The sequence below is a fragment of the Oryzophilus luti genome, assembly GCF_059726245.1.
Genome location: NZ_AP040874.1, coordinates 3095702 through 3116473 on the forward strand (window position 1 = coordinate 3095702; position 20772 = coordinate 3116473).

At 62.8% G+C, this 20772-nt stretch carries 18 protein-coding genes and 1 riboswitch; of the genes, 9 read left to right on the plus strand and 9 right to left on the minus strand.

Annotated elements, in window-relative coordinates; genetic code table 11:
* Window positions 1-87 precede the first annotated feature (87 nt).
* The 5 genes from fabG to purH all read left to right on the plus strand — a co-directional run bounded on the left by fabG (window position 88) and on the right by purH (window position 4531).
* Entirely contained in the window at window positions 88-834 is a 747-nt protein-coding gene (gene fabG / locus AC6IZO_RS13115) for a 3-oxoacyl-[acyl-carrier-protein] reductase (protein ID WP_497805329.1), read from the plus strand.
* Window positions 835-837: 3 nt separating this feature from the next.
* On the plus strand, window positions 838-1518 hold the full coding sequence (locus AC6IZO_RS13120; RefSeq protein ID WP_497805330.1) for a DUF2238 domain-containing protein: 681 nt from the start codon (window positions 838-840) through the stop codon (window positions 1516-1518).
* 165 nt (window positions 1519-1683) lie between these two features.
* Complete coding sequence (locus AC6IZO_RS13125; RefSeq protein WP_497805331.1) at window positions 1684-2034, plus strand: helix-turn-helix domain-containing protein; 351 nt, start codon at window positions 1684-1686, stop codon at window positions 2032-2034.
* Between the two features lie 225 nt (window positions 2035-2259).
* Window positions 2260-2817 (plus strand): MXAN_5187 C-terminal domain-containing protein, encoded by a 558-nt coding sequence (locus tag AC6IZO_RS13130; RefSeq protein ID WP_497805333.1) that lies wholly within the window; start codon window positions 2260-2262, stop codon window positions 2815-2817.
* Between the two features lie 148 nt (window positions 2818-2965).
* Window positions 2966-4531: a bifunctional phosphoribosylaminoimidazolecarboxamide formyltransferase/IMP cyclohydrolase gene (purH, locus tag AC6IZO_RS13135; RefSeq protein ID WP_497805335.1), complete on the plus strand. Its 1566-nt coding sequence runs from the start codon at window positions 2966-2968 to the stop codon at window positions 4529-4531.
* 296 nt (window positions 4532-4827) lie between these two features.
* On the opposite strand, the gene prmC is transcribed toward purH, so the two are convergent.
* From prmC to AC6IZO_RS13160, 5 genes are all read right to left on the minus strand, one after another.
* A complete protein-coding gene (gene prmC, locus AC6IZO_RS13140) occupies window positions 4828-5685 on the minus strand; it encodes a peptide chain release factor N(5)-glutamine methyltransferase (RefSeq protein ID WP_497805337.1) in 858 nt (285 codons plus the stop codon).
* A 105-nt stretch (window positions 5686-5790) separates the two neighbouring features.
* A complete protein-coding gene (locus AC6IZO_RS13145) occupies window positions 5791-7968 on the minus strand; it encodes a TonB-dependent receptor (protein WP_497805339.1) in 2178 nt (725 codons plus the stop codon).
* A 25-nt stretch (window positions 7969-7993) separates the two neighbouring features.
* A riboswitch (cobalamin riboswitch) is annotated at window positions 7994-8192 on the minus strand.
* A gap of 118 nt (window positions 8193-8310) precedes the next feature.
* Window positions 8311-9021, minus strand: coding sequence for a lysophospholipid acyltransferase family protein (locus AC6IZO_RS13150; RefSeq protein WP_497805341.1), 711 nt, complete (start codon window positions 9019-9021; stop codon window positions 8311-8313).
* Window positions 9022-9156: 135 nt separating this feature from the next.
* Entirely contained in the window at window positions 9157-10449 is a 1293-nt protein-coding gene (locus tag AC6IZO_RS13155; protein ID WP_497805343.1) for an ABC transporter permease, read from the minus strand.
* Window positions 10442-11356 (minus strand): ABC transporter ATP-binding protein, encoded by a 915-nt coding sequence (locus AC6IZO_RS13160; RefSeq protein WP_497805345.1) that lies wholly within the window; start codon window positions 11354-11356, stop codon window positions 10442-10444. Before AC6IZO_RS13160 ends, AC6IZO_RS13155 begins: the two co-directional genes overlap by 8 nt.
* A gap of 154 nt (window positions 11357-11510) precedes the next feature.
* Between AC6IZO_RS13160 and AC6IZO_RS13165 the strand changes: the two genes are divergently transcribed.
* Entirely contained in the window at window positions 11511-11861 is a 351-nt protein-coding gene (locus AC6IZO_RS13165) for a DsrE/DsrF/TusD sulfur relay family protein (protein ID WP_497805347.1), read from the plus strand.
* A 20-nt stretch (window positions 11862-11881) separates the two neighbouring features.
* Window positions 11882-12064 (plus strand): hypothetical protein, encoded by a 183-nt coding sequence (locus AC6IZO_RS13170; RefSeq protein ID WP_497805349.1) that lies wholly within the window; start codon window positions 11882-11884, stop codon window positions 12062-12064.
* 69 nt (window positions 12065-12133) lie between these two features.
* Here AC6IZO_RS13170 and AC6IZO_RS13175 read toward each other — a convergent pair whose 3' ends face one another.
* The 3 genes from AC6IZO_RS13175 to AC6IZO_RS13185 are packed head-to-tail and all read right to left on the minus strand — an operon-like array spanning window position 12134 to window position 18105.
* Window positions 12134-13603 carry an efflux transporter outer membrane subunit gene (locus tag AC6IZO_RS13175; protein ID WP_497805351.1) on the minus strand — a complete coding sequence of 490 codons (1470 nt, stop codon included), beginning with the start codon at window positions 13601-13603 and terminating at the stop codon, window positions 12134-12136.
* Window positions 13600-14934, minus strand: coding sequence for an efflux RND transporter periplasmic adaptor subunit (locus AC6IZO_RS13180; protein WP_497805353.1), 1335 nt, complete (start codon window positions 14932-14934; stop codon window positions 13600-13602). Before AC6IZO_RS13180 ends, AC6IZO_RS13175 begins: the two co-directional genes overlap by 4 nt.
* Window positions 14935-14964: 30 nt before the next feature.
* Window positions 14965-18105 carry an efflux RND transporter permease subunit gene (locus AC6IZO_RS13185; protein ID WP_497805355.1) on the minus strand — a complete coding sequence of 1047 codons (3141 nt, stop codon included), beginning with the start codon at window positions 18103-18105 and terminating at the stop codon, window positions 14965-14967.
* A 313-nt stretch (window positions 18106-18418) separates the two neighbouring features.
* Between AC6IZO_RS13185 and AC6IZO_RS13190 the strand changes: the two genes are divergently transcribed.
* Window positions 18419-18982 carry a TetR/AcrR family transcriptional regulator gene (locus tag AC6IZO_RS13190; protein ID WP_497805357.1) on the plus strand — a complete coding sequence of 188 codons (564 nt, stop codon included), beginning with the start codon at window positions 18419-18421 and terminating at the stop codon, window positions 18980-18982.
* Here the strand turns inward: AC6IZO_RS13190 and AC6IZO_RS13195 are convergent.
* On the minus strand, window positions 18976-19755 hold the full coding sequence (locus tag AC6IZO_RS13195; RefSeq protein ID WP_497805359.1) for an RDD family protein: 780 nt from the start codon (window positions 19753-19755) through the stop codon (window positions 18976-18978). The two genes, AC6IZO_RS13190 and AC6IZO_RS13195, sit on opposite strands and share 7 nt — an antisense overlap.
* Here AC6IZO_RS13195 and AC6IZO_RS13200 point away from each other — a divergent pair.
* On the plus strand, window positions 19745-20716 hold the full coding sequence (locus AC6IZO_RS13200; RefSeq protein WP_497805360.1) for a stage II sporulation protein M: 972 nt from the start codon (window positions 19745-19747) through the stop codon (window positions 20714-20716). The genes AC6IZO_RS13195 and AC6IZO_RS13200 overlap by 11 nt on opposite strands.
* Window positions 20717-20772 lie beyond the last annotated feature (56 nt).

Here is a 20772-nt window from a genome sequence, read left to right on the forward strand (position 1 = left end):
TGGCGGGCCAAGAACCTTGCGGATGGGCTGTCATCAGGAATGCTTGGCGCCCCGGATATAATCAATTTTCGTTTGGAGGAGTAGGACATGTTCTCTTTGCAAGGGCGTGTGGCGCTGGTGACCGGCGCATCGCAGGGGATTGGCCGGGCAGTTGCCCTGGAGCTGGCGAAGGCCGGTGCAACCGTGGCGCTGGCCGCGCGCAACCAGCAGAAGCTGGAAGAAGTTGCCGCTGAAATCGTGGCCGCCGGTGGGCAGGCCGCCTGCTATCCGCTGGACGTGACCAACGATGACGCCATCAAGGCCACGGTAAAGGCCGTGGTTGCGGCGCACGGCAAGCTGGAAATTCTGGTGAACAACGCGGGCGTCACGCGCGACACGCTGCTGATGCGCATGAAGCGCGCCGACTGGGACGACGTGCTGCACACCAACCTGACCGCCACCTTCCTGATGACGCAGGCAGCGATCACCCCCATGCTCAAGCAGCGCTGGGGACGCATCATCAACATCAGCTCGGTGAACGGGCAGATGGGCGCGCCGGGGCAGGCCAACTATGCGGCCTCGAAGGCCGGCGTGATCGGCCTGACCATGTCGGTGGCACGCGAGGTGGCCTCGCGCAACATCACTGCCAACGCAGTGGCTCCGGGCTTTATTGAGACGGCCATGACCTCCGTGCTGCCTGAGGAGACGCGCAACGAGATGCTGAAGAACGTGCCGCTCGGCCGCGCCGGACAGGACAAGGACGTTGCCGCCGCCGTCTGCTTCCTCGCCTCCGACGAGGCGGGCTACATCACCGGACACGTGCTGAACGTGAACGGTGGCCTGCTGATGGGCTAGCCCTTGGCGACCGACGCCCTGTCACCGGAAACACCCGCGCTGGCGCCCACGCACTATGTGCTGCTGGGCGCCTGGGCTGTTGTGCTGCTCTGGTCGGGCATCCATCCCTACGATTTTTTCACCTGGCTTCTCGAAGTAGCACCGGCGCTGATTGGCTTGGCGGTGCTGGCCGCCACCTGGCGGCGCTTCCGGTTCACCACGCTGGTCTACACGCTGATCTGCCTGCACTGCATCATCCTGATGGTGGGCGGGCATTACACCTACGCGCGCGTGCCGCTGTTCGACTGGATCAGCGCGGCGCTGCACCTGACGCGCAACTACTACGACCGCGTTGGACACTTTGCCCAGGGCTTTGTGCCGGCGTTGGTGGCGCGTGAAGTCTTTCTGCGCCGCCGGATCGTCAAGCGCGGCTGGGTAGGGTTCCTAGCACTGTGCCTTTGCATGGCCGTCAGCGCCTGGTATGAGCTGTTGGAGTACGCCACGGCCATGACTTCCGGCACCGCCGCCGACAACTTTCTCGGCACCCAGGGTGACGTTTGGGACACGCAGAATGACATGCTGACCTGCTTTGTGGGTGCCAGCGTGGCCCTGACCGTCATGCGCGGCTGGCACGACCGCGCCATGGCCGCCCTGCGCGAGCCGGGAGACAGCAACGAAGCCGGGGTTGTGGCACAGGGTAACTGATGTAAAAACTGCCGCGTGGGTTCACTGTGCAGTTTGCTCCGTTTTGACGCATGTTTTCCGGTGGTACATGTCCTTTTGCACATTCCATGCTGAAATACTCCTTGCGCTGTGGTTTGCACTCTGATTACTATGCAGACACTCTCAAAGGATCGGCAAAAGGCGATCATGAACATCGGCGAGACGATTCGGAATTTCCGCCTGCAAAAAGGCATGTCGCAGGGCGACATTGAAAAGCGCACGGGGCTGCTGCGCTGCTACCTCTCGCGCGTTGAAAACGGCCACACCATCCCTTCACTGGACACGCTGGCCAAGATTGCCGGCGCGCTCGACGTGCCGCTGGCGCAGTTCTTCCAGGACGGCAACGGCGACGGCGCAGCCAAGGTGCTGCCGCAGTTGAGCGAGGATGAGGTGCGCTTCTTCTCGCAGGTGCGCCGCTACTCCGCCAACCTGAGCGAAAGCGACCGCAAGCTGGTACTGGCCATGGTGAAGAAAATGGCCGGAAGCACTCCTCGGTAACCACCCGGCCACAGCCACACAAGTTTCCCAAGGGACGCCACGGCGTCCCTTTTTCATGGACTTCCGGCGAACTCCTTGAGAAGCCTCCGCGGCACCGTTCCCAAATAGGGGTGCCGAAAGCGGCACTGATTACCAAAGTACATTGCATGCGCCGGAAACGTTGACCATCATGCTATAAGCTCGATGAGCGATATGCCCGGGCAGGGCTCGCGAGGTGGATGCGCCGTGACCATTGATGAGGAACTAACGCTACTGGAAGACTCGATACGCCGCCTCAAGGTGGAGTATGACGCCTTCTTCGGAGGCGGCACCAAGAAGCCGCCCGCCGACACGGAGTGGCGCGTGCAGGCCTTCCTCAAGAAGTACTCCGATGCCCGCGGCATGGCCTATTCCCAGCGCTTCCGCTACAACTCGCTGGCGCAGAAGTACGCTCTTTACAGCGACTTGTGGCGTCAGAAGATGAAAATCAAGGAAGAAGGCTACCGCCGCAAGCAGGACGAATTGCTCGGCGTGACCGGCGTGCGCGATGACCAGTCGCACGTGAAGCGCCAGCGCGGCAGCTTCACCGTGGACGGTGGCGACGAAGGCCCTGTCCGCCTGCTGTTCCGCGCCATGAGCCAGGCTCAGGAGCGCGCCGGGGTGCCTTCCGCCAATTGGGAAACCTTCGCAAACTTCGTCCACCGCAAGACCCAGCAGATCCGTCAGCAGTATTCCTGCCACGCAGTCGAGTACACTGTAGAAGTGCAGGATGGGGCGGTGCGCCTGAAGGCGCGCGCGCACTAGTACGATTCCGCGAGTGGGGACTCCGGCGTGACAGGCGGTTTTTGACAGGCTGCCGGCTCGCGCTATTACACTTTGCGATCCGGTTCGCGCTGTTTTTACCTCCAACCCACATCTTCCCTTCCGCACAAAATCCCTCCCCGAGGAAGCAATGGCCATTCAGAGGGCAATACTGAGCGTTACCGACAAGAGCGGACTGGTAGAGTTTGCGCGGCGGCTGGCCGCAATGGGCGTGGAGTTGATCTCCACCGGCGGCACCTCGCGCGTGCTGCGTGAGGCAGGACTCACCGTTCGCGACATCAGCGACCTGACGGGCTTCCCCGAGATGCTCGACGGCCGCGTGAAGACCCTGCACCCCAAGGTTCACGGCGGCATTCTGCACATGCGCAGCAACCCGGAGCACGTGAAGGCCGTCCGCGAGCACGGCATCGCGCCCATCGATATGGTGGTGGTCAACCTCTACGCCTTTGAGAAGACCGCGGCCAAGCCGGGCGTGGAGTTCCAGGAGATCATCGAGAACATCGACATCGGCGGGCCAAGCATGGTGCGCTCGGCGGCCAAGAACTTCCAGGACGTCGCCATCGTCACCTCCGTGGCCGACTACGACGCCATTGCCACCGAGATGGAGCAGAACAAGGGCACACTCTCCCTGGCCACCAAGTGGAAGCTGGCGCAGAAGGCCTTTGCCACTACCGCCGCCTATGACTCGGCTATCGCGTCATCCCTGGAGCGCATCACGGTTGCCGAAGAGAAGTTCGACATCAGCGCCGTCAACAAGCCCAAGGGCTTCCCTGAAACCCTGCGTCTGAGCTTTGGCAAGGCCATGGATCTGCGTTACGGCGAGAACCCGCATCAGGCGGCCGCGCTCTACAGCGACGGCAGCGGACGCGGCGTGGCCAACGCCAAGCAGCTCCACGGCAAGGAACTCAGCTTCAACAACATCGTGGACCTGCAGGCGGCGTGGGATCTGGCGCAGGAGTTTGCCGAGCCGGTGTGCGCCATCATCAAGCACACCAACCCGTGCGGCACCGCTACCGGCAAAACGCTGGCGGAGGCTTACGTGCGCGCGCTCGAGTGCGATCCGGTTTCGGCCTTCGGCGGCGTGATTGGCGTGAACCGCCCGGTCGATGCCGCGGCGGCCACCGAGATGGCCAAGCTGTTCGTGGAGGCCATTGCCGCCCCCAGCTTCGACGCCGACGCGCTGGCAATCCTGGAAAAGAAGAAGAACGTCCGCCTTGTGGAGATTGCCGCGCTCGAACAGAAGTGGGTGCTGAAGAACGTCTCCGGCGGCGTGCTGGTGCAGGATAACGACCAGCGTCCTCTGACCGACGCCGACCTGAAGGTTGTGAGCAAGCGCGCGCCGACTGCGGAAGAAATGCGTGCGCTGCTGTTCGCATGGAAGATCTGCAAGCACGTGAAGTCGAACGCCATCCTTTACGCGCGCGACGGACAGAGTGTGGGCGTGGGCGCCGGACAGATGAGCCGCGTGGACTCCGCCCGCATCGGCGCCGAGAAGGCCGTGCTGCCCGTGAAGGGCACCGTGGCCGCCAGCGACGCCTTCTTCCCCTTCCCCGACGGAGTGGAGGTCATCGCCGCCAATGGTGCGACGGCCATCATCCAGCCGGGCGGCAGCGTGCGTGACCCCGAGGTGATCGAGGCCGCCGACAAGCTCGGACTGGCGATGGTCTTCACCGGCGTGCGCCACTTCCGCCACTAAACTGAAAGCAGTTTGCAAGGCACACGGGCCGGAGCTTCCGGCCCGTTCATTTTGCGCGTTGCGCGGTCACCACGGCGGTTAACGGCCAACACACACGAATGTGCCAGCGGTCACAGAAGCGCCGCATGATCTAGCGCAGACTACGCTCGCTTAAAGTCCTCGAAGGCAGTTACGAGGCAAAGATCGCCGAACGTGGAGCTGTTGCACCGACGAAAGACATTTGTGGCAGCCAACGCACAACGGCAACTCACCTGCATTTTTTGGGGCGGCACCTCCCGCCCCTTTTTTAGTGGCCGTTATTCCTGAGGTTTCTGCGCGACGATAACACGCGGGATTCCGGCAAGGTCCGGCACGGCGTGCACGCTTGCCCACGCTGAAAGCAGCGCCATCACCGCCTCGCTCATGGAGAAGCCGATCTCCATCACCAGCCAGCCGCCGGGCTTGAGTGCGGCGCACGCCTGCGGGATGAGGCGGTTGATCACGTCGAGGCCATGCTGCCCGGCGAAGACCGCCATCTGCGGCTCGAACTTCTTCACTACGTCCTGCACCTTGTCGGCTTCGGTAAGTGCGACGTAGGGCGGGTTGCTGACGACGAAATCAAAGCTCGCATCCTGATCGACATTCGTCAATACATCACTCTGGCGGAACTCGACACGCTCAAGTTGAAGCCGTGCGGCGTTGGCGCGCGCAATCTCCAGCGCGTCCGGAGAAAGATCGACAGCCAGCACGCAAGCCTGCGGCAGTTCGTGCGCGAGGGTGAGCGCGATGGCACCGGAGCCGGTGCCAACATCGACGATGCGCGGCTGCGCGGGGGCCGAAGGATTCTTCTTCAGCAGGTCAACGACGACTTCGATGATGTGCTCGGTCTCCGGCCGGGGGATGAGCACGGCGGGCGAGACGATGAAGTCGAGTCCCCAGAACTCCTGGTGCCCCGTGATGTACTGCGCGGGCACGCCGGAAGCGCGGCGGGTGATGCATTCGCTGTAGCGCGCCGACTCGTCAACGGTCAGCTCGCGCTCGGGATGCGCGTAGAGATGCGCGCGGTCGCAGCCGAGCGTGAACATCAGCAACAGCTCGGCGTTCATGCGCGGCGAGCCGACATCGTTGGCCTCAAGCCGCGCGATAGCCTGTGTGAGCGCCTCTTTCAGCGTCATGCAGTGATTGTAGAAGATGCGGAACAGGCGCGCGCGGGGAAACAAAAAAGGCGGCCCCGAAGGACCGCCGAGAGTAGGCACTGAACACTTGTTGGCGCGGCCGCGCTATTCGCCACCGAGGCGGAAGCGCAGTCCGGCACGGAAGTTGGCGCGCATTGCGGGATAGCCCGCCACTTCCTGATACTTGCGGTTGAGCAGATTCTGCGCCGAGGCGAAGGCCGTGATGTGGCGCGTGAAATCGTAATAGCCGGAAAGGTCGAAGCGCGCATAGCCGGCATCGAAGAGCGAAACGTAGTGCTGGTAATCGTAGTCGCTGCGGCGGCCCACAAAGCTGCCAGCCAGCGAGGCGCCCCACTTTGACGCCACGTAAGACGCTTGCAGCGTGCCGAGATGCTTGGGCCGGCGCAGCAGCAGGTTCGCGTTCGTCGAGGTCAGGCTGGTGTACGTATAGCTACCGCCCAGTTTGAGATGGCGTGTCACGCGGCCATCCAGTTCCACCTCCGCGCCCTGCGCAACGGCGTGGTTCACGTTGACGTAGGTGGAGCAGTAGTAGAGGCCGGCGCAGCGCGGATCGGTGAGAGCCAGCGTGGTGTAGGCGATCTGGTCGCTGAAGCGGTTGTGGAAGTAGAGCGCCGAGAGCGTCCAGTTGCGGTTGAACAGCGACTGCACCAGGCCGGCCTCGACGGCTTCGGCCTTCTCCGGCTTCAGGTCCGGCGCGCCCACGGTGCCATACGACGCGATGCCGACGTTCTGTTCAAAGGTCGGAGCGTGGAGTCCCTCGGAGTAGCTGGCGCGCAGGCGCGTGCTGCCCACCAGGCTACCGCTGCCCGGCGAGAGCAGGTAGCTGGCAGTGACGCGAGGCACGGCACGATCGCCGAAATTCTCGTTGTGCTCCCAGCGCAAACCCGCCGTGAACGTCAGGCGCGTGAAGTCGAACAGCTGCTCGGCGTAGAGCGCGCTGTTGCGGCGCAGGCCGTGCGCGTAGGAGTAGTTCACCGGATCGGTGAGGTAGGCATTCTCATCTTCAAAGCGAAAGCCCGCGATGGTACGTGCCCAGGAGCGCTCGGCGATTTCCGACTGATAGTCGAAGCCCGCGCGATTGAAATGGTCGCGGCTGTCATAGGGATAGTCGTAGGGGCGGCCCGCGTCGAAGACGAAATCGGCGTTGCGCAGGCGCTGGTTGTACTCAAAACCGGTGAGCGTGTTGCGCCAGTTGGCGCGCGGCGTAAAGGTCAGCGCCACGCTGCCGAGAAAAGTGTTCTGCCGCGCGTAAGCGTCGCTATCCGCAGGCAGGTCGCCAACACCGGGGAACTGCCAGTCACCGGGCACGCCGACGCGCGAATTGAAGTGGCGCAGGCGAAGGCGCAGCGAGGTTCCGGGCGTGAACTGCGCACCGACGTTTGCGCCCTGCAGGCTCGAGGAGAACGCATTGTTCAATCCCTGTCCGTCGGCGTTGGACTGCTCGCCATAAAAGTTGTAATCGTAGCGGCTGCGCGCGCCGGCTAGTGAAGCGAAACCGCGAGCCGTGGCGAAGGTGCCGCCTTCGGCGCCAAAGCGCAGCTCGGGCGTGCGTGTAGCGCCGGTGGCCGACCACATCTGCGTCATGCTGGTCATGGCATCCGCGCCGTAGAGAGTGGTCTCTGCGCCGCGCACCAGTTCCACGCGTTCCAGGCCCGTGGTGGGCAGCACGCCGAAGTTGAAGGCCGAGCTGGTACCGCCGTCCTCGTTCACTGGCACGCCGTCGATCTCCACTTTGTTGTAACTGGAGGAACCGCCGCGCACGAACATGGTGCTGATGCCGCCGCGCTCGCCGCTGGTGGAAATATACGTACCGGGCACGAAGCGCAATGCGTCGTTCAGCTCCGTCAGGTTGAGCAGCTTCAGCGTTTGCGCGTCCAGGCTGGAGGTTGCGGCGCCCGCCTTCTCCGCCGGCACAGCGGAGGCATCGGCGGTGACAACGACCGTCTCCGACTGCGGAGCCACGCGCAACTGTGCCACGGCAACGGGTCCGGCGGCGCCCGCCTGAAGCTCCAGCGGCGCAAAGCCCGGGGCAAGCACGCGCACCCGTACCAAAATATTGACATTTGCAAATGTCGCGAGGCCGGAGCCGTTGGTGCGGGCAATCGCCAGCGCACGCCCGCCTTCCACGGTGAGCAGCGTGACCTGGGCATTGGCCACCGGCAACTGCGACGGATCAACCACACGGACCTTGAGGTCGGCAGCAAACAGCGAAACAGCGGAGAAAACTAGAAGGAAAACGATTGCGACGCGAAACGTTCGCACACATGCCTCCTTTGCACGCGAAAGGGGTGAATGAAATGTTCGCGCCGGTCTCCTGGCTCACCGGATGGCGCGCTCATGCGCGGCCTCCCGCCTCCGGGCCTTCCCATGCAATTGCACAGTGGCCTTGTCGGAATCTCCGGTTTACAGTTGCGCGGCAGCGCGGGACTTGCACCCGCTTCCCTCACGTGGCATTGCGCCACGGGACCGGCACGAAGCCGGTCAAACGCGCGAACGTGGTTTGGTTGCGAAAGAACTGGTGTGGCAGGCGCCACTGGTTTTGAATCTACGTCCGATGTACGGGAGTGTCAACCTTGGCGCTTGTGGATAAGGCTGTGGAAGCCGTTAATTTCCGCGCCCAGCCTGCGCTTCCGCATAAGTTGTCACGCGCTCCAGAGCGGCCTGCATCTGCGCGTGCAACTGCTCCATGCGCGCGGCATCGGCTCCCTCTTCCACCATGATGGGCGCGGCAAAACGAGCCCAGGCCCGCGAGAACGGCTTCGGGATCATGAAGCGGTCCCACGAATTCAGTTCCCAGCAATTTTCCAACGCGACGTAGAAACAGCGGATGGGCGCCTGCGTGTTGCGAGCCAACAGCACGGGGCCGGGCTTGGCCACGTAACGCGGGCCGCGCGGGCCGTCGATGGTGAAGGCCGCAACGCCGCCGCGTGCCAGCACCTTGTGCATGCCGAGCAGCGCGCGCACGCCGCCGCGCGAGCTGGAGCCGCGCACCGGCTCGAAGCCGAAACGGTGAATGATGCGCGCGATGTATTCGCCGTCAAAGCTGCTGCTGGTCATGACCGCGATGTCGCAGCCACGATAGAGGTAGGTGGCGGCAAAGACGCAGCGGTGCCAGAAGGGCGCCACACAGCGCGAATGCGGAATTGAGGCCGGATCTTCGCCCTCCACTTCACTGCTGACATGGTAACGCACAGTGGAGCAGATGATGCGGATGGCCCAGTAGCCGAGCGTCGAGATGAGCCACAGCATCAAACGCTGGCGCCAGGTAAAGCGGCGCTCGCCGGAACTCTGCGCGGATTGTGGCTCGGCAGCCATGCCGACATTCTACGGCATGCGGAGTGCGAAGCTCACACGGCACAAGAAGTCCAGGCGCAAGGACTTTGCGGTTGGCGATGGAGCGCACAAGAAAAGGGCCGCGCGCGGCGGCCCCTTGGTCACTTCGACCAGTGTTTATGCGTACCGGATCCACTTAATGATCTCCGGCAGTGTAGGCCGCTTGCCATACATCAGGATGCCCACGCGGTAGATGCGTCCGGCGAGCCAGAGCACGCCCCAGATGGCCAGCGCGAGCAACGCGAAGCTCGCACCCAACTGCCATGCGGGCGGCGTGCTGACGCAGACGCGCGCGAACATGATGAGCGGCGACGTCATGGGGAAGATGGAAAGCCAGAACGCAAGCTGTGAGTTCGGATCGCGGATGACGCTCATGGCAAAGACCGTGCAGAAGATGATCGGCATCAGCACGGGCCACTGCAACTGCTGCGCTTCCTCGTCACTGTTGCACATGGCGCCCATGGCCGCGTAAAGCGTGCTGTAAAACAGGTAGCCGAAGATGAAGAACAACGGGAGCGTTGCGAGCGCGAGCACCGGCAGCTCTAGGTGCAACGCCTGGCGCACGGCCAGCCCGGCGGGCGTTCCAAGCACCGCTCCGGAGGCTGTCCAGATGAGCATCTGCGTGAAACCTGCGCCGCCGACGCCGAGGATTTTGCCGGCCATCAACTGCTGCGGCGTCACCGAAGAGAGCAGCACCTCCACCACGCGCGTGGTCTTCTCCTCGATGACCGAACGCATGACGCCGACGCCGTAGATGATGAGCGCCATATAAATCATCATCATCATCAGAAACGGCAGCATGAGCGCCGCGTAGTCGTCACTCTTCTTCTTTTGCCCCTGCTTGAGCGCAACGGTTTCGACCTCGACCGGCGTCAGCACGTTGGCGATTTCCTCGGCTTTCAGGCCCTTCTTCTCAAGCTGTGCGCGCGTGAGTGCCGAGCGAACAGCACTCTGCACGGCGGCTTTCTCAAGGAAGTCGCTGGTGTTCTTCGTGGTGTAACTAACCTTGCGCTGCTGGATGGCGTCATCACTCAGCCAGAGATAGCCATCGAGTTTGCCAGCGCTCACCTGGTCGGTGAGTTCGCGATCGGTCTGCTCGCTCACGTCGCCGTTGATCGTGGCCTCGATGGTCGGCAACGCGCCCTGCTTGTCGTCCGCCGCCTTTTCCAACTCCGACTTTTTCCCCTCGTCATGCTGATTCAGGCGCGCCTTCACGGCCTCGGCCATGTTCGTATCGCTGGCGACAATAACGATGTGCCGCGTGCCTCCGGAGCGCATCATCATCAGCTTGGCCGGCAGCACCACAATGCCAAAGATGAATGCCGGCATGAGCACGGTAAACAGGATGAAGGCCTTGGTGCGGACACGCTGCAGGTACTCGCGTTTCACGATGAGCCAGATTTTATGCATGTTCCACCGCCTTCGACGAATTCACGATGTCTACGAAGATCGATTCCAGCGAAGGCTCAACCCACTCAAAGCGGTTGATGCGCGCCGTCTTCATGGCCTCACGCAGCAGGTCCTGCGAATCCACGCCCGCAGCGGGTTTCAGCTCCACGTAGTTGCCGAAATCGTTGGAAGCGGCCACCAGCGCCGGGTTCGAGAGGAACGGCAGCGTGCCTTCGTACTCCAGTTGGATGGCGCTCTTGCCGTAGCCGGCCTTCACCTGCTTCAGGTCGCCGTAGAGCACGCTGCGAGCGTTGTTGATGAGGCAGATGGTGTCGCAGAGGCGCTCGACGGTGTCCATGCGATGCGTGGAGAACAGGATGGTTTTTCCCTGCTTCTTCAGCTCCAGCAGCGCGTCTTTCAGCACGAGCGAGCTGGCCGGGTCGAGCCCGCTGAACGGCTCGTCGAGCACGAGGAAGTCCGGCTCATGCAGCACGGCGGCAATGAACTGCACCTTCTGCTGCATGCCCTTGGAGAGGTCCTCCACCTTCGCGGTGAGCCAGTCGCCAAGTTCCATGCGCCGCATCCACGCGGTGGCGCGCCTTTCAGCCTCGGACTGCGACACGCCCTTCAGTTGCGCCAGGAAGACGAGCAGTTCCATGACCTTCATCTTCTTGTACAAACCGCGTTCTTCCGGCAGGTAGCCGATGCGGTCAAGATGCGAGCGGCGGAAGGGCTCACCGAAGATGCTGACCTCGCCGCTATCCGGCGCGGTAATGCCCATCATCATGCGGATGCTGCTCGTTTTGCCCGCGCCGTTGGGGCCGAGCAAGCCAAAGACCGAGCCCGGTTCAATGGCGAACGAGAGATGGTCGACGGCAAGGTGTGTCTCGTAACTCTTACAGACTTGCTTCAATTCCAAGGTTGGCATGAAGTGATCCTGTTGATGCGCTGCCCGATTGCACGGTGGCCTTATTGTCCACGAAGGCACAGAGGCGTGCAAATTGCAGTACGCGCAATTGCCCCCAAGGGTTCCCGGTGCGTGGCCGGGATGATTGGTTTACACTCACCTCGGAGGGACACTCATGCAATATCTATTCATCCTGAATGATTCTCCGTATGGTTCGCAGCGTACTTATAATGCGCTTCGCCTGGCGACGGCGCTCCAGCGTAAGGCGGAAGCTTCGGTGCGCGTGTTCCTTTTCGGTGACGGCGTAACGTCGGCGCTCGCCGGAGCTGTTCCCGCAAGCGCTGCCTACAACCCGCAGGAGATGCTGAATCAGCTGGCCAGCGGCGGCTCCGAGTTGGGCGCGTGCAAAACCTGTCTGGAGCAGCGCGGGCTGGGCGAAGCGATGATCCTGCCCGCCGTGAAGGTCCGCACGCTCGACGACCTGACCGAATGGACGCAGCAAGCCGACAAGGTGCTGCCCTTCTAGCTCACACAGGGATGTGTTGATTGATTCGATATTTTCTTTTGTTCGGTGCCTTCGTGGTGGTCATACGCATCCTCGGCGCGTTCACGCTTGAAAGCGGACGCGCGGAAGAGCCGGGTGCGGCGCGCACCACGTTCCTGACAGGATTGGGCATAGCCTTCCTGATCGGGCTGTTCATTTTCGCGCTGCTGATGAAGCGCCTTTAGCAGAATTACAGGGAAAGAGAAAGCCTCGCCGCGGCGAGGCTTTTCCTGTTGCAATGATGGCACCGCTCTCTACGGTTGGAGCACCTGCCGGGCTTCCGGCTTCGCCTGCTGCTTTTCAAGCTGCCGTGCGTCCCAGCCGCCGCCCAGCGCCTTCACCAAATAGACGGAGGCGACCATGCGCTGTCCGAGCAGTTGCGAAGCCAACCGCTGGTTGGCCAGCAGCGTGCTCTGCGCGGTGATGACGTCAAGATACGTGGTGACGCCGCCAACGTAACGGCTGTTGGCAATCTCCAGTTGCTTGCGCGCCTCCTCAACGGCTGCCGCCTGCGTCTCCGACGCCGACGACAGTGCATTCAGGTTGCTCAGACCGTCCTCCACCTGCTGGAAGCTGGTCAGCACCGTCTGGCGATAAGAGGCCACCGACTGCTTGTAGGCACTCTGCGCGGCGGCGAGCGTGGCGCGGTTCTTTCCGCCGCTGAAGACCGGCGTCAGCGCGTCCCCGCCAAGCGACCAGACGAGGCTCGGCGCCGTCATCAGTTCACTGAAGGCACGGCTCTGCAAACCACCGGCCGCGCCCAGCGTGATGTGCGGATAGAACGCGGCGCGGGCGATGCCGACCTGCGCGTTCTGGAACGCCATCTGACGCTCGGCAAAGGCAATGTCCGGGCGGCGCTCCAGCACCTCCGACGGCACGCCAAGCGGTACCGGCGGCGGTGTGCTGCGCAGCGGCTCGGCGGCAACGGCAAACAGCGAAGCGGGCTGTCCGACAAGCGTTGCGATGGCGTGTTCATACTGCGCGCGCGACTGGCGAATCAACGAGAGCTGCGTTTTCGTCGCGTCCAGCAGCGCGGCCTGTTGAGCTACTTCCAGGCCGCTGGCCACGCCGCCATCGTGACGGCGCTGCACCAGTTCAAGGCCCTTCTGCTGGTAGCCGACCGACTCCTGCACCACGAGCAGTTCCGCATCAAGCTCACGCAGTGTGAAATAGTCCGCCGCCAGTTCGGCGCTCAACACCAGTTGTACGTTTGCCTGATCGGCGGCCGTCGCCTGCAAAGAAGCATTCGCCGCTTCCACGTTCTTGCGCACGCGGCCGAACAGGTCGGCCTCATAGCTCAACGCAAACGGCACGTTCACCACGTACTGTGAATACGGGTTGGTGGGCGGCGTGGAGCCGTTCGTCAGGCGGTTGGCGGAGATGCGCTGCCCGTAGCCGCCCGGATCAGCGGTAAGCTGCGGGAACATGGCCGCCGTTGAAACGCGGGCCAGCGAACGCGACTGCTCCAGCCGCTCGCGTGAGGCAGCCAGCGACTGGTTCGACTTCAGCAGCTCCTGCTCAAGCGAATTTAGTTGCGCGTCGCCGAAGGTCTCCCACCATGCGCCGCGCGCGAGCGCATCATTCGGCGCGGCCTGATGCCAGGGCGCGGGAGTCTTCCACTCCGGAGCGCTGGGAGCCGCCGGGCGTGCGTAGCGCGGGCCAACGGTGCATCCGGCGGCGCAAAGCGCACCGCCAAGGGCCAGGGCTGTCAGCAGACTTCTCACGACGCTTTGCCTTTCTGCTGCGCGGCGCCCTGTTGCGCGGGAGCCTGCGGCTTGGCCACGTTCACCTGCTGTCCGTCTTCGAGCGAGTCCGACGGATTGATGATGATCTGGTCGTCAGCGTTGATGCCGCCCAGAATCTCCAGAGTCGCACCAAAGTCACGGCCGATATTGATGGCCTTCAACTGCACCTTGCCGCCTTGGCCGACGACGCCCACGCGCGGGCCTTCCGAGCGGAACAGCATGGTGTTGACCGGCACCACCAGCCGCGGCACGTTATTGCCGATGTTGAAGTGAACCTGCCCGAACGAGCCGGGCAGCAACTGGCCTTCCTTGTTCGGCACGTCAACTTCAGTCAGCAGCGTGCGGGTTGCTGGGTCGATCGAATCGGCCGTGCGCGCCACCGTGCCCAGGAACTTCTCGCCAGCAAACTCCTGCAGCGTGAGCGTCGCCTTCAGCCCGATCTTGATGGACGGCGCATACGCCTGCGGCACGCTGACGAAGACGCGAAGCACGTCCACCTGCGCGAGCGTGAACATGGCTGCGCCGTTGGCACCGGCGTTGATAAGCGCACCGGTATCGACATTGCGCTTGGTAAGCACGCCGGCAAACGGCGCGTAGACGTTCTTGAAGGACTCAAGCTGTTCGAGGCGGCGAACGTTGGCATCGGCAGCGGCGAGGTTGGCCTGTGCCTGCTTGTAGGCGCTGGCCTGCTGGTCGGCTTCCTGCGCGGAGACCGAATCGGTCTTGCGCAGGTTCTGCCAGCGCTCGGCGCTGATGCGGGCCAGTTCCATCTGCGCCACAATCTGCTGACGCGTGGCGCGGGCCTGATTCAGTTCCTGATCCACTTCCGGCGTGTCAATGCGCGCCAGCAGCTCGCCCTTCTTCACCTTGGCGCCAATGTCCTTGTACCAGCGCACCAGGTAGCCGTTGGTGCGGGCATAGATCGGCGATTCAACGTCGGCTTTCAGCGTGCCGGGCAGCGCCAATTCCTCTTCCGCCTTGGATGTGGTGGGATGCACGACGGCCACCGTCGGGATGGCCTCCATGCTGGTCTCCTTGGCGAGAGCCCGCTCCTGGCTGGCGCGCAGGGCCAGCGTGACGCCGCCAGCAACCAGCAGCACCACCAGCAGCGCGCCAACGTACATCAGCGCCTTGCCCGCAGGCACCGGCGGACGATCGGGAGGTGTCACCAGTTCGCTCTGCTGATGGCGCGAACGTTGCTCCATCGCTTCAATTTCATCGTCAATTTCCAGCTTCGACTTCTGGTGATCGCCCGGCGCCTGTGGGGTGCGGGCTTCGTCATTGCCGAACTTGTTGTTGTCCTGACTCATGTTTGATTCCTCTACCAATCTTCTGGCGGACTACGCCTGCTTGATGCGGCGTTGTTCACGCCGTCCGTGGAACATTGCAAACACGCTGGGCACAAAGAACAGCGTGGCGACGGTGGCGAACAGCAGCCCGCCAATAACGGCGCGGCCCAGCGGCGCATTCTGCTCACCGCCTTCGCCCAGCCCCAATGACATGGGCACCATGCCGATGACCATGGCCAGCGCGGTCATCAGCACCGGCCGGATGCGTGTGTAGCCGGCGGCCAGGGCCGCCTGCGCCGCGGGCACGCCCAAGTCCATCTGCTCGCGGGCAAAGGAAACCACCAGGATTGAGTTGGCGGTGGCCACGCCCATGCACATCACAGCTCCGGTGAGCGACGGCACACTCAGCGTGGTGTGCGTCAGCAGCAGCAGCCAGCAGATGCCAGCCAGTGCGCCGGGCAACGCGGTGATGATGATGAACGGGTCAAGCCACGACTGGAAGTTGACGACGATCAGCAGGTAGACCAGCACAATTGCACCCAATAGGCCGAAGCCGAGACCGAGGAACGAGGAGCGCATGGTGCTGATCTGTCCGCGCACCACGATCTTTGTCCCGGTCGGCGCCTTGGCGGAGAATTCATCGGTAATGCGCGTGACCTCCGAGGCCACGCTGCCGAGGTCGCGCCCCTGCGTGCCCGCCAGCACGTCAATCACCGGCTGTACGTTGTAGTGGCTCACCACCGAAGGCCGTGCCACCGGGCTGACCTGCGCCACGTTGCTCAACAGTTCGCCATCCTTGGAAGAGACCGGCAGCGCCATCAGGTCGTCAAGGCTAGTGATGCGATACTGCGGCGCCTGCACGGCCACCTGGTAGCTGACGCCGTTCTTCGGGTTGAGCCAGAAGTTCGGCGCCGTCTGGAAGCTGCCGCTGAGCGAAACGAGCACGCTCTGCGCTACATCGCGCGTGGTCAGCCCCACCTGGTTGACGCGGGTGCGGTCGATATCGAGATGCACCGTGGGTTGCGACATCAACTGCTGCACGTGAACGTCGGTGGCGCCCGGAATGCGATCCAGCCGCTCCGCAATCTGTTGTGCAATGCGGTAGTTCGAGGCCAGGTCCTTGCCCACCACCTGCACGTCAATCGGTGACGGCAAGCCGAAGTTAAGAATCTGCGTCACGATGTCGGCAGGCTGGAAGAAGAAGTCAACGCCGGGGAACTTCTGCGGCAGCACGCGCCGCAACAGCTTCACGTGCTCGGCCGTGGGGCGGTGGTCATGCCGGAGCGAAACCAGAATGTCGGCGTCATGCGAGCCGACGGTTCCGGCGGTGCTGTAGACCTGGTTCATGCCCGAGGTGGGCAGGCCGATGTTATCGAGCACCGTCTCCACCTCCCCCGGAGGCAGTTGACGGCGCAGTTCGGCCTCCACGTCGTCACAGAGCCGGGCCGTCTCCTCCACGCGCAAGCCGGGCTGCGCGCGCACATGCAGGCGGATCATGCCGGCATCGACGTAGGGGAAGAAGTCCTGGCCGAGCACGGCCAGCAGTCCGAGTGAGAGCACGCAGAAGAGCAGGAAGCTTGCGGCAAACGCGGCGCGATGCTCCAGCACGGTCCTCAGCAGGGACAGGTAGCCGAGGCGCAGGCTTTCAAAGCTCCGCTCAAAGCCGCGCTGGAAGCGGCCGAAGATCGTCTTCGGTCCCTGCGCTTTGTGCTCGTGCCCGCGCATGATGTACATGACGAGCGTCGGAATCAGGGTTCGCGACAGGAAGTAGCTGGCCAGCATGGCAAAGCAGACGGCCTCCGCCATGGGCACAAACAGGAAGCGCGCCACGCCGGTGAGGAAGAACATCGGCACGAACACGATGCAGATGCAGAGCGTGGAGACCAAGGCAGGCACGGCGATCTGTGAAGCGCCGTCGAGAATGGCCTGCATCATCTCCTTGCCCATGGCGATGTTGCGCTCAATGTTCTCGATGGTCACTGTGGCGTCATCGACCAGGATGCCGACCGCCAGCGCCAGTCCGCCCAGGGTCATGATGTTCAACGTCTCACCCAGCGCGCTCAACGCCAGGATGGAGCAGCAGATCGACAGCGGGATGGAGACCCAGATGACGAGCACCGGACGCCAGTCGCCTAGGAACAGAAGAATCATCAACCCGGTGAGGACGGCGGCAATGCCAGCCTCAAAGATGACACCCTTGATGGAGGCACGCACAAACAGCGACTGGTCGAACAGGGAGCTGATCTTCAGCTCCTTGGGCAGACTCTTTGCCGCCTGCGGAACAATGCTCTTGATGTCGTCCACAATGCTGAGGGTGGAAGCGCTGCCGCTCTTGTAGATCGACATCAGCGTGCCACGGTTGCCGTCCTGCCGCACGATGTTGGTTTGCGGAGCAAAGCCGTCACGGACGTGAGCAACGTCGCGCAGGTAGAGCGTGGCCCCATTGACGGTGCGCACCGGCATGTTGTTCAGGTCGACCATCGTCTGCGCTGCGCCGTTCATCTCAATGCCGAAGTCGGTGCTTCCGAACTTGGCGGTGCCGGAGGGCACGATGACGTTCTGCGCGTTGACGGCGTTGACGATATCGACCGGCGTGAGGCCGTAGGCCTGCAACTTGGTCAGGTCCAGGTCCACCTGAATCTGGCGCGTCTTGCCGCCATACGGATACGGCGTGGCGGCACCATGCACGGTCGCCAACGAGAGTCTCAGGAAGTTCTGGCCATAGTCATACAACTGCTGCTCGGCCAGCGTCTTGCTGCTCAGGCCGAGTTGCAGGATCGGGGTGCTGGAGGCGTTATAGGAAACCACCAGCGGCGGCGTGGCTCCGGGCGGCATGCTGCGCACCGTAATCTGCGACATGGCCGTGACCTGCGCCACAGCGGCGGCAACGTTAGTCCCCGGATGGAAAAAGACCTTGATGATGCCCATGCCGTTGACCGACTGCGACTCCATGTGTTCGATCTCGTTGACGGTCGTGGTCAGGCCGCGCTCGGCATTGGTGATCATGCGCTCCGACATCTCCTGCGGCGACAGGCCGTTGTAGAACCAGATGACGGAGACGACGGGGATATTGATTTCCGGAAAAATGTCGACCGGCATGCGCAGCAGCGTGACCACGCTCAGCAGCAGGATGCTGATCGCCATGACGATAAAGGTATACGGACGCCTCAGAGCGAGGGCTACAATCCACATGAAGGTGCGCACTCCAGACTACGGGGGACGGCCACCCGGCCGGCTTCCGCAGGGACAAATATCGGCGGAGAAGTCCCGGGGCGGGACTCCACTACCCATTGGATTCAATTCTGATACTTATCGTATCGGAATTTTACTGCGCACGGTGCCCTTATTGACGCACAATGGTTCAGGTTCTGGCAAGTGAATCTTGTAACTTATGGTAGGTTATCTCATGCTCAAAACGCCATGGTCCGCCAGCCGCGATGTTGAAGAGGGGCTAGTGAAACGCGCCCCGGGCCGGCCTCGCAGTGAGCAGGCCCGCCTTGCCATCTTGCGTACCACCCTGAAGTTTCTGGAACAGCGCGGGTATCCGGATCTGACGATTGAGGCCATTGCCTCCACCGCCGGCGTTGGCAAGGCCACGGTCTACCGCTGGTGGCCGAACAAGGCTTCTCTGGTGGCCGATGCCTTCTTCCACAGCTCAAATGACAAGTTGCACTTTCCGGATACGGGTTCGCTCGTGGGCGATATGAGCCATCAGGTGCGGCAGTTGATTCGCATTCTGCGCGGACGCCGCGGACGCATTGTTTCCGCCATGCTCGGAGCCGGACAGAGCGACCCAACGCTGATTGCCGCCTTCCGCGACCGCTTCCTGAAACCGCGACGCGCCGAAGCCTACGCCACCCTGCAGCGCGCCATCGAGCGTGGCGAACTGGCGCCCGGCGTTGATTTCGATTTGCTCCTCGACGCGTTGTACGGAGCCGTTTACTTCCGCTTCCTCATCCGCCACGACGCATTGACGGATGATTTCGTGGACCGCACCTGCGAGTTGCTTCTGCGCCCGCTGTTGCAGGCGCTCAAGCCTCAGGCTCCGGCCACTCACCCCGCTCAGTGATATCGCGCCTGGTCGCGATATTGCCGGACGACATCCTCCAGAAAATCCTCGTCCTTGGGACGCGCCTCGCGCACGATGTTCAAGCTGGCGCCGATGCGGTCGGCGATGGTGCGGGCCGCCTGCTGGCGCCGTTCCAGTGTCAGGTCCAGGCGCCGCGCCAGGAAGGTTTCAATCAGCTGAAATTCGGAGGACGACAGCCGGGGCGCAACGGCGCCCAGCACCTGTGGCTCGCGCGTACTGTCGGAGTACCACATCGTGTCGGAGGCTTCCGGCGTTTCATGCACCACCACGGTTCCCGCCACCAGGTCTCCCAGCCGCCGGTTCTGGCTATCTACGGCGATAGCGATGACACCAACCAGGTAGAAGCCCGGGAGGCTATCCACAATGCGGAGGAAATTCCGTGCAACGCCCTCAAAGACCGTGATAGGGCGCCCGGTGATGCTGATGACGCGAATCTTCGCCTGTCGCTTTCCTGGCGTTTGACCGTTCCAGAAGATCTCAAACAGGGCAAAGTATCCCCAGTAGAGGCAGAAGGCGAGGAAGATGTAGATCGCAATCAGCCAGTTGCTTGCTGTTTCCCAGTACCGCCCAAGAGCCTGGCCGTAGTACGCTAACACGAAGCTCGAAACCAGCAGCAGAACAAGCTGGATGATGGAATCTGTCAGGAACGCAAGGCTGCGGCTCCCCAACCCGGCCAGCGGGAATTCCAAGGCAATCTGTTCGGGAGTTTCTACCGAAAGCTTTTCGTATAGGTCCGCCACTATGATCTCCACTGCCTGGTTACGACGCCGTCAGCCATATTGGAGCCGTTTGGAAGAGTTGCTGGCCCGCACGCAGAAGTTTGGCCTGCGCGGACTCGCCCGCTCCGAGTTACGCGAACTGGGACTGCTCTACCGCCAGACCGCCACGGACCTTTCGGCCGTGCGCGGCGATGACGCCAGCCGCCAGCAGGCGCTCTATCTCAATCAACTGCTTGGACGCGCCCACAATACCATCTATTCCGGGCAGAAATCGAGTGTTCGCAGCATTCTGCGTTTTTTCTCCACCGAATACCCGTGCATCTTCCGGCGCATGTGGCGCTACGTAGCCGCCTCCACGCTGCTGTTCATCATCGGCGCCGTCTTCGGCATGGTGCTCACACTCAGCCACCCGGACTACATGCGGCAGATGCTGGGCCATCGCATGGTCGACACCATTGAGCGCCGCCAAATGTGGACGGACTCGATTCTGGGCACAGAGCCGCAACAGTCCAGCGGCATCATGACCAACAATCTTTCCGTCAGCTTCCTGACCTTTGCCGCCGGTGTCACCGGAGGGCTTGGAACGCTTTACCTTCTCTTCTTTAACGGTCAGCTCATCGGCGTGATTGGAGCGGCCTGCTGGCTCAGCGGCATGAGCGACAAACTGTGGGGCTTTGTGGCGCCGCACGGCGTGCTGGAGCTGCCCGCCATCTTTATCGCCGGAGCCGCCGGGTTGCGGCTCGCGCAGGCGCTGCTCTTCCCCGGCGCGATGCCACGGCGCGATGCGCTTGGCGTGGGTGGCACCGAAGCCGCAAAGCTTCTTGTCGGAATCATTCCCATGCTGATTCTGGCTGGCATCATCGAAGGTTTCTTCAGCCCGACGCATCCGCCGCTGGTGCTGAAGTTCGGCTTTGCCGCGCTGATGTTCTCCGTGCTGGTTGCGTACCTGGGATGGGTGGGACGCGGGAAGAAGAGTGAGTCCGGCGGGGCTTGATCACGCGTTCGGCGAGATGACCTCGTGCGTCAGCACGCGGTGGCTCTCGTCCATAT

Excerpts from the sequence above, each read along its gene's own strand:
- fabG (WP_497805329.1), top strand. The coding sequence starts at position 88 with ATGTTCTCTTTGCAAGGGCGTGTGGCGCTGGTGACCGGCGCATCGCAG.
- AC6IZO_RS13125 (WP_497805331.1), top strand. The coding sequence starts at position 1,684 with ATGAACATCGGCGAGACGATTCGGAATTTCCGCCTGCAAAAAGGCATG.
- purH (WP_497805335.1), top strand. The coding sequence starts at position 2,966 with ATGGCCATTCAGAGGGCAATACTGAGCGTTACCGACAAGAGCGGACTG.
- prmC (WP_497805337.1), bottom strand. The coding sequence starts at position 5,685 with ATGACGCTGAAAGAGGCGCTCACACAGGCTATCGCGCGGCTTGAGGCC.
- AC6IZO_RS13150 (WP_497805341.1), bottom strand. The coding sequence starts at position 9,021 with ATGGCTGCCGAGCCACAATCCGCGCAGAGTTCCGGCGAGCGCCGCTTT.
- AC6IZO_RS13155 (WP_497805343.1), bottom strand. The coding sequence starts at position 10,449 with ATGCATAAAATCTGGCTCATCGTGAAACGCGAGTACCTGCAGCGTGTC.
- AC6IZO_RS13160 (WP_497805345.1), bottom strand. The coding sequence starts at position 11,356 with ATGCCAACCTTGGAATTGAAGCAAGTCTGTAAGAGTTACGAGACACAC.
- AC6IZO_RS13165 (WP_497805347.1), top strand. The coding sequence starts at position 11,511 with ATGCAATATCTATTCATCCTGAATGATTCTCCGTATGGTTCGCAGCGT.
- AC6IZO_RS13180 (WP_497805353.1), bottom strand. The coding sequence starts at position 14,934 with ATGAGTCAGGACAACAACAAGTTCGGCAATGACGAAGCCCGCACCCCA.
- AC6IZO_RS13185 (WP_497805355.1), bottom strand. The coding sequence starts at position 18,105 with ATGTGGATTGTAGCCCTCGCTCTGAGGCGTCCGTATACCTTTATCGTC.
- AC6IZO_RS13200 (WP_497805360.1), top strand. The coding sequence starts at position 19,745 with ATGATCTCCACTGCCTGGTTACGACGCCGTCAGCCATATTGGAGCCGT.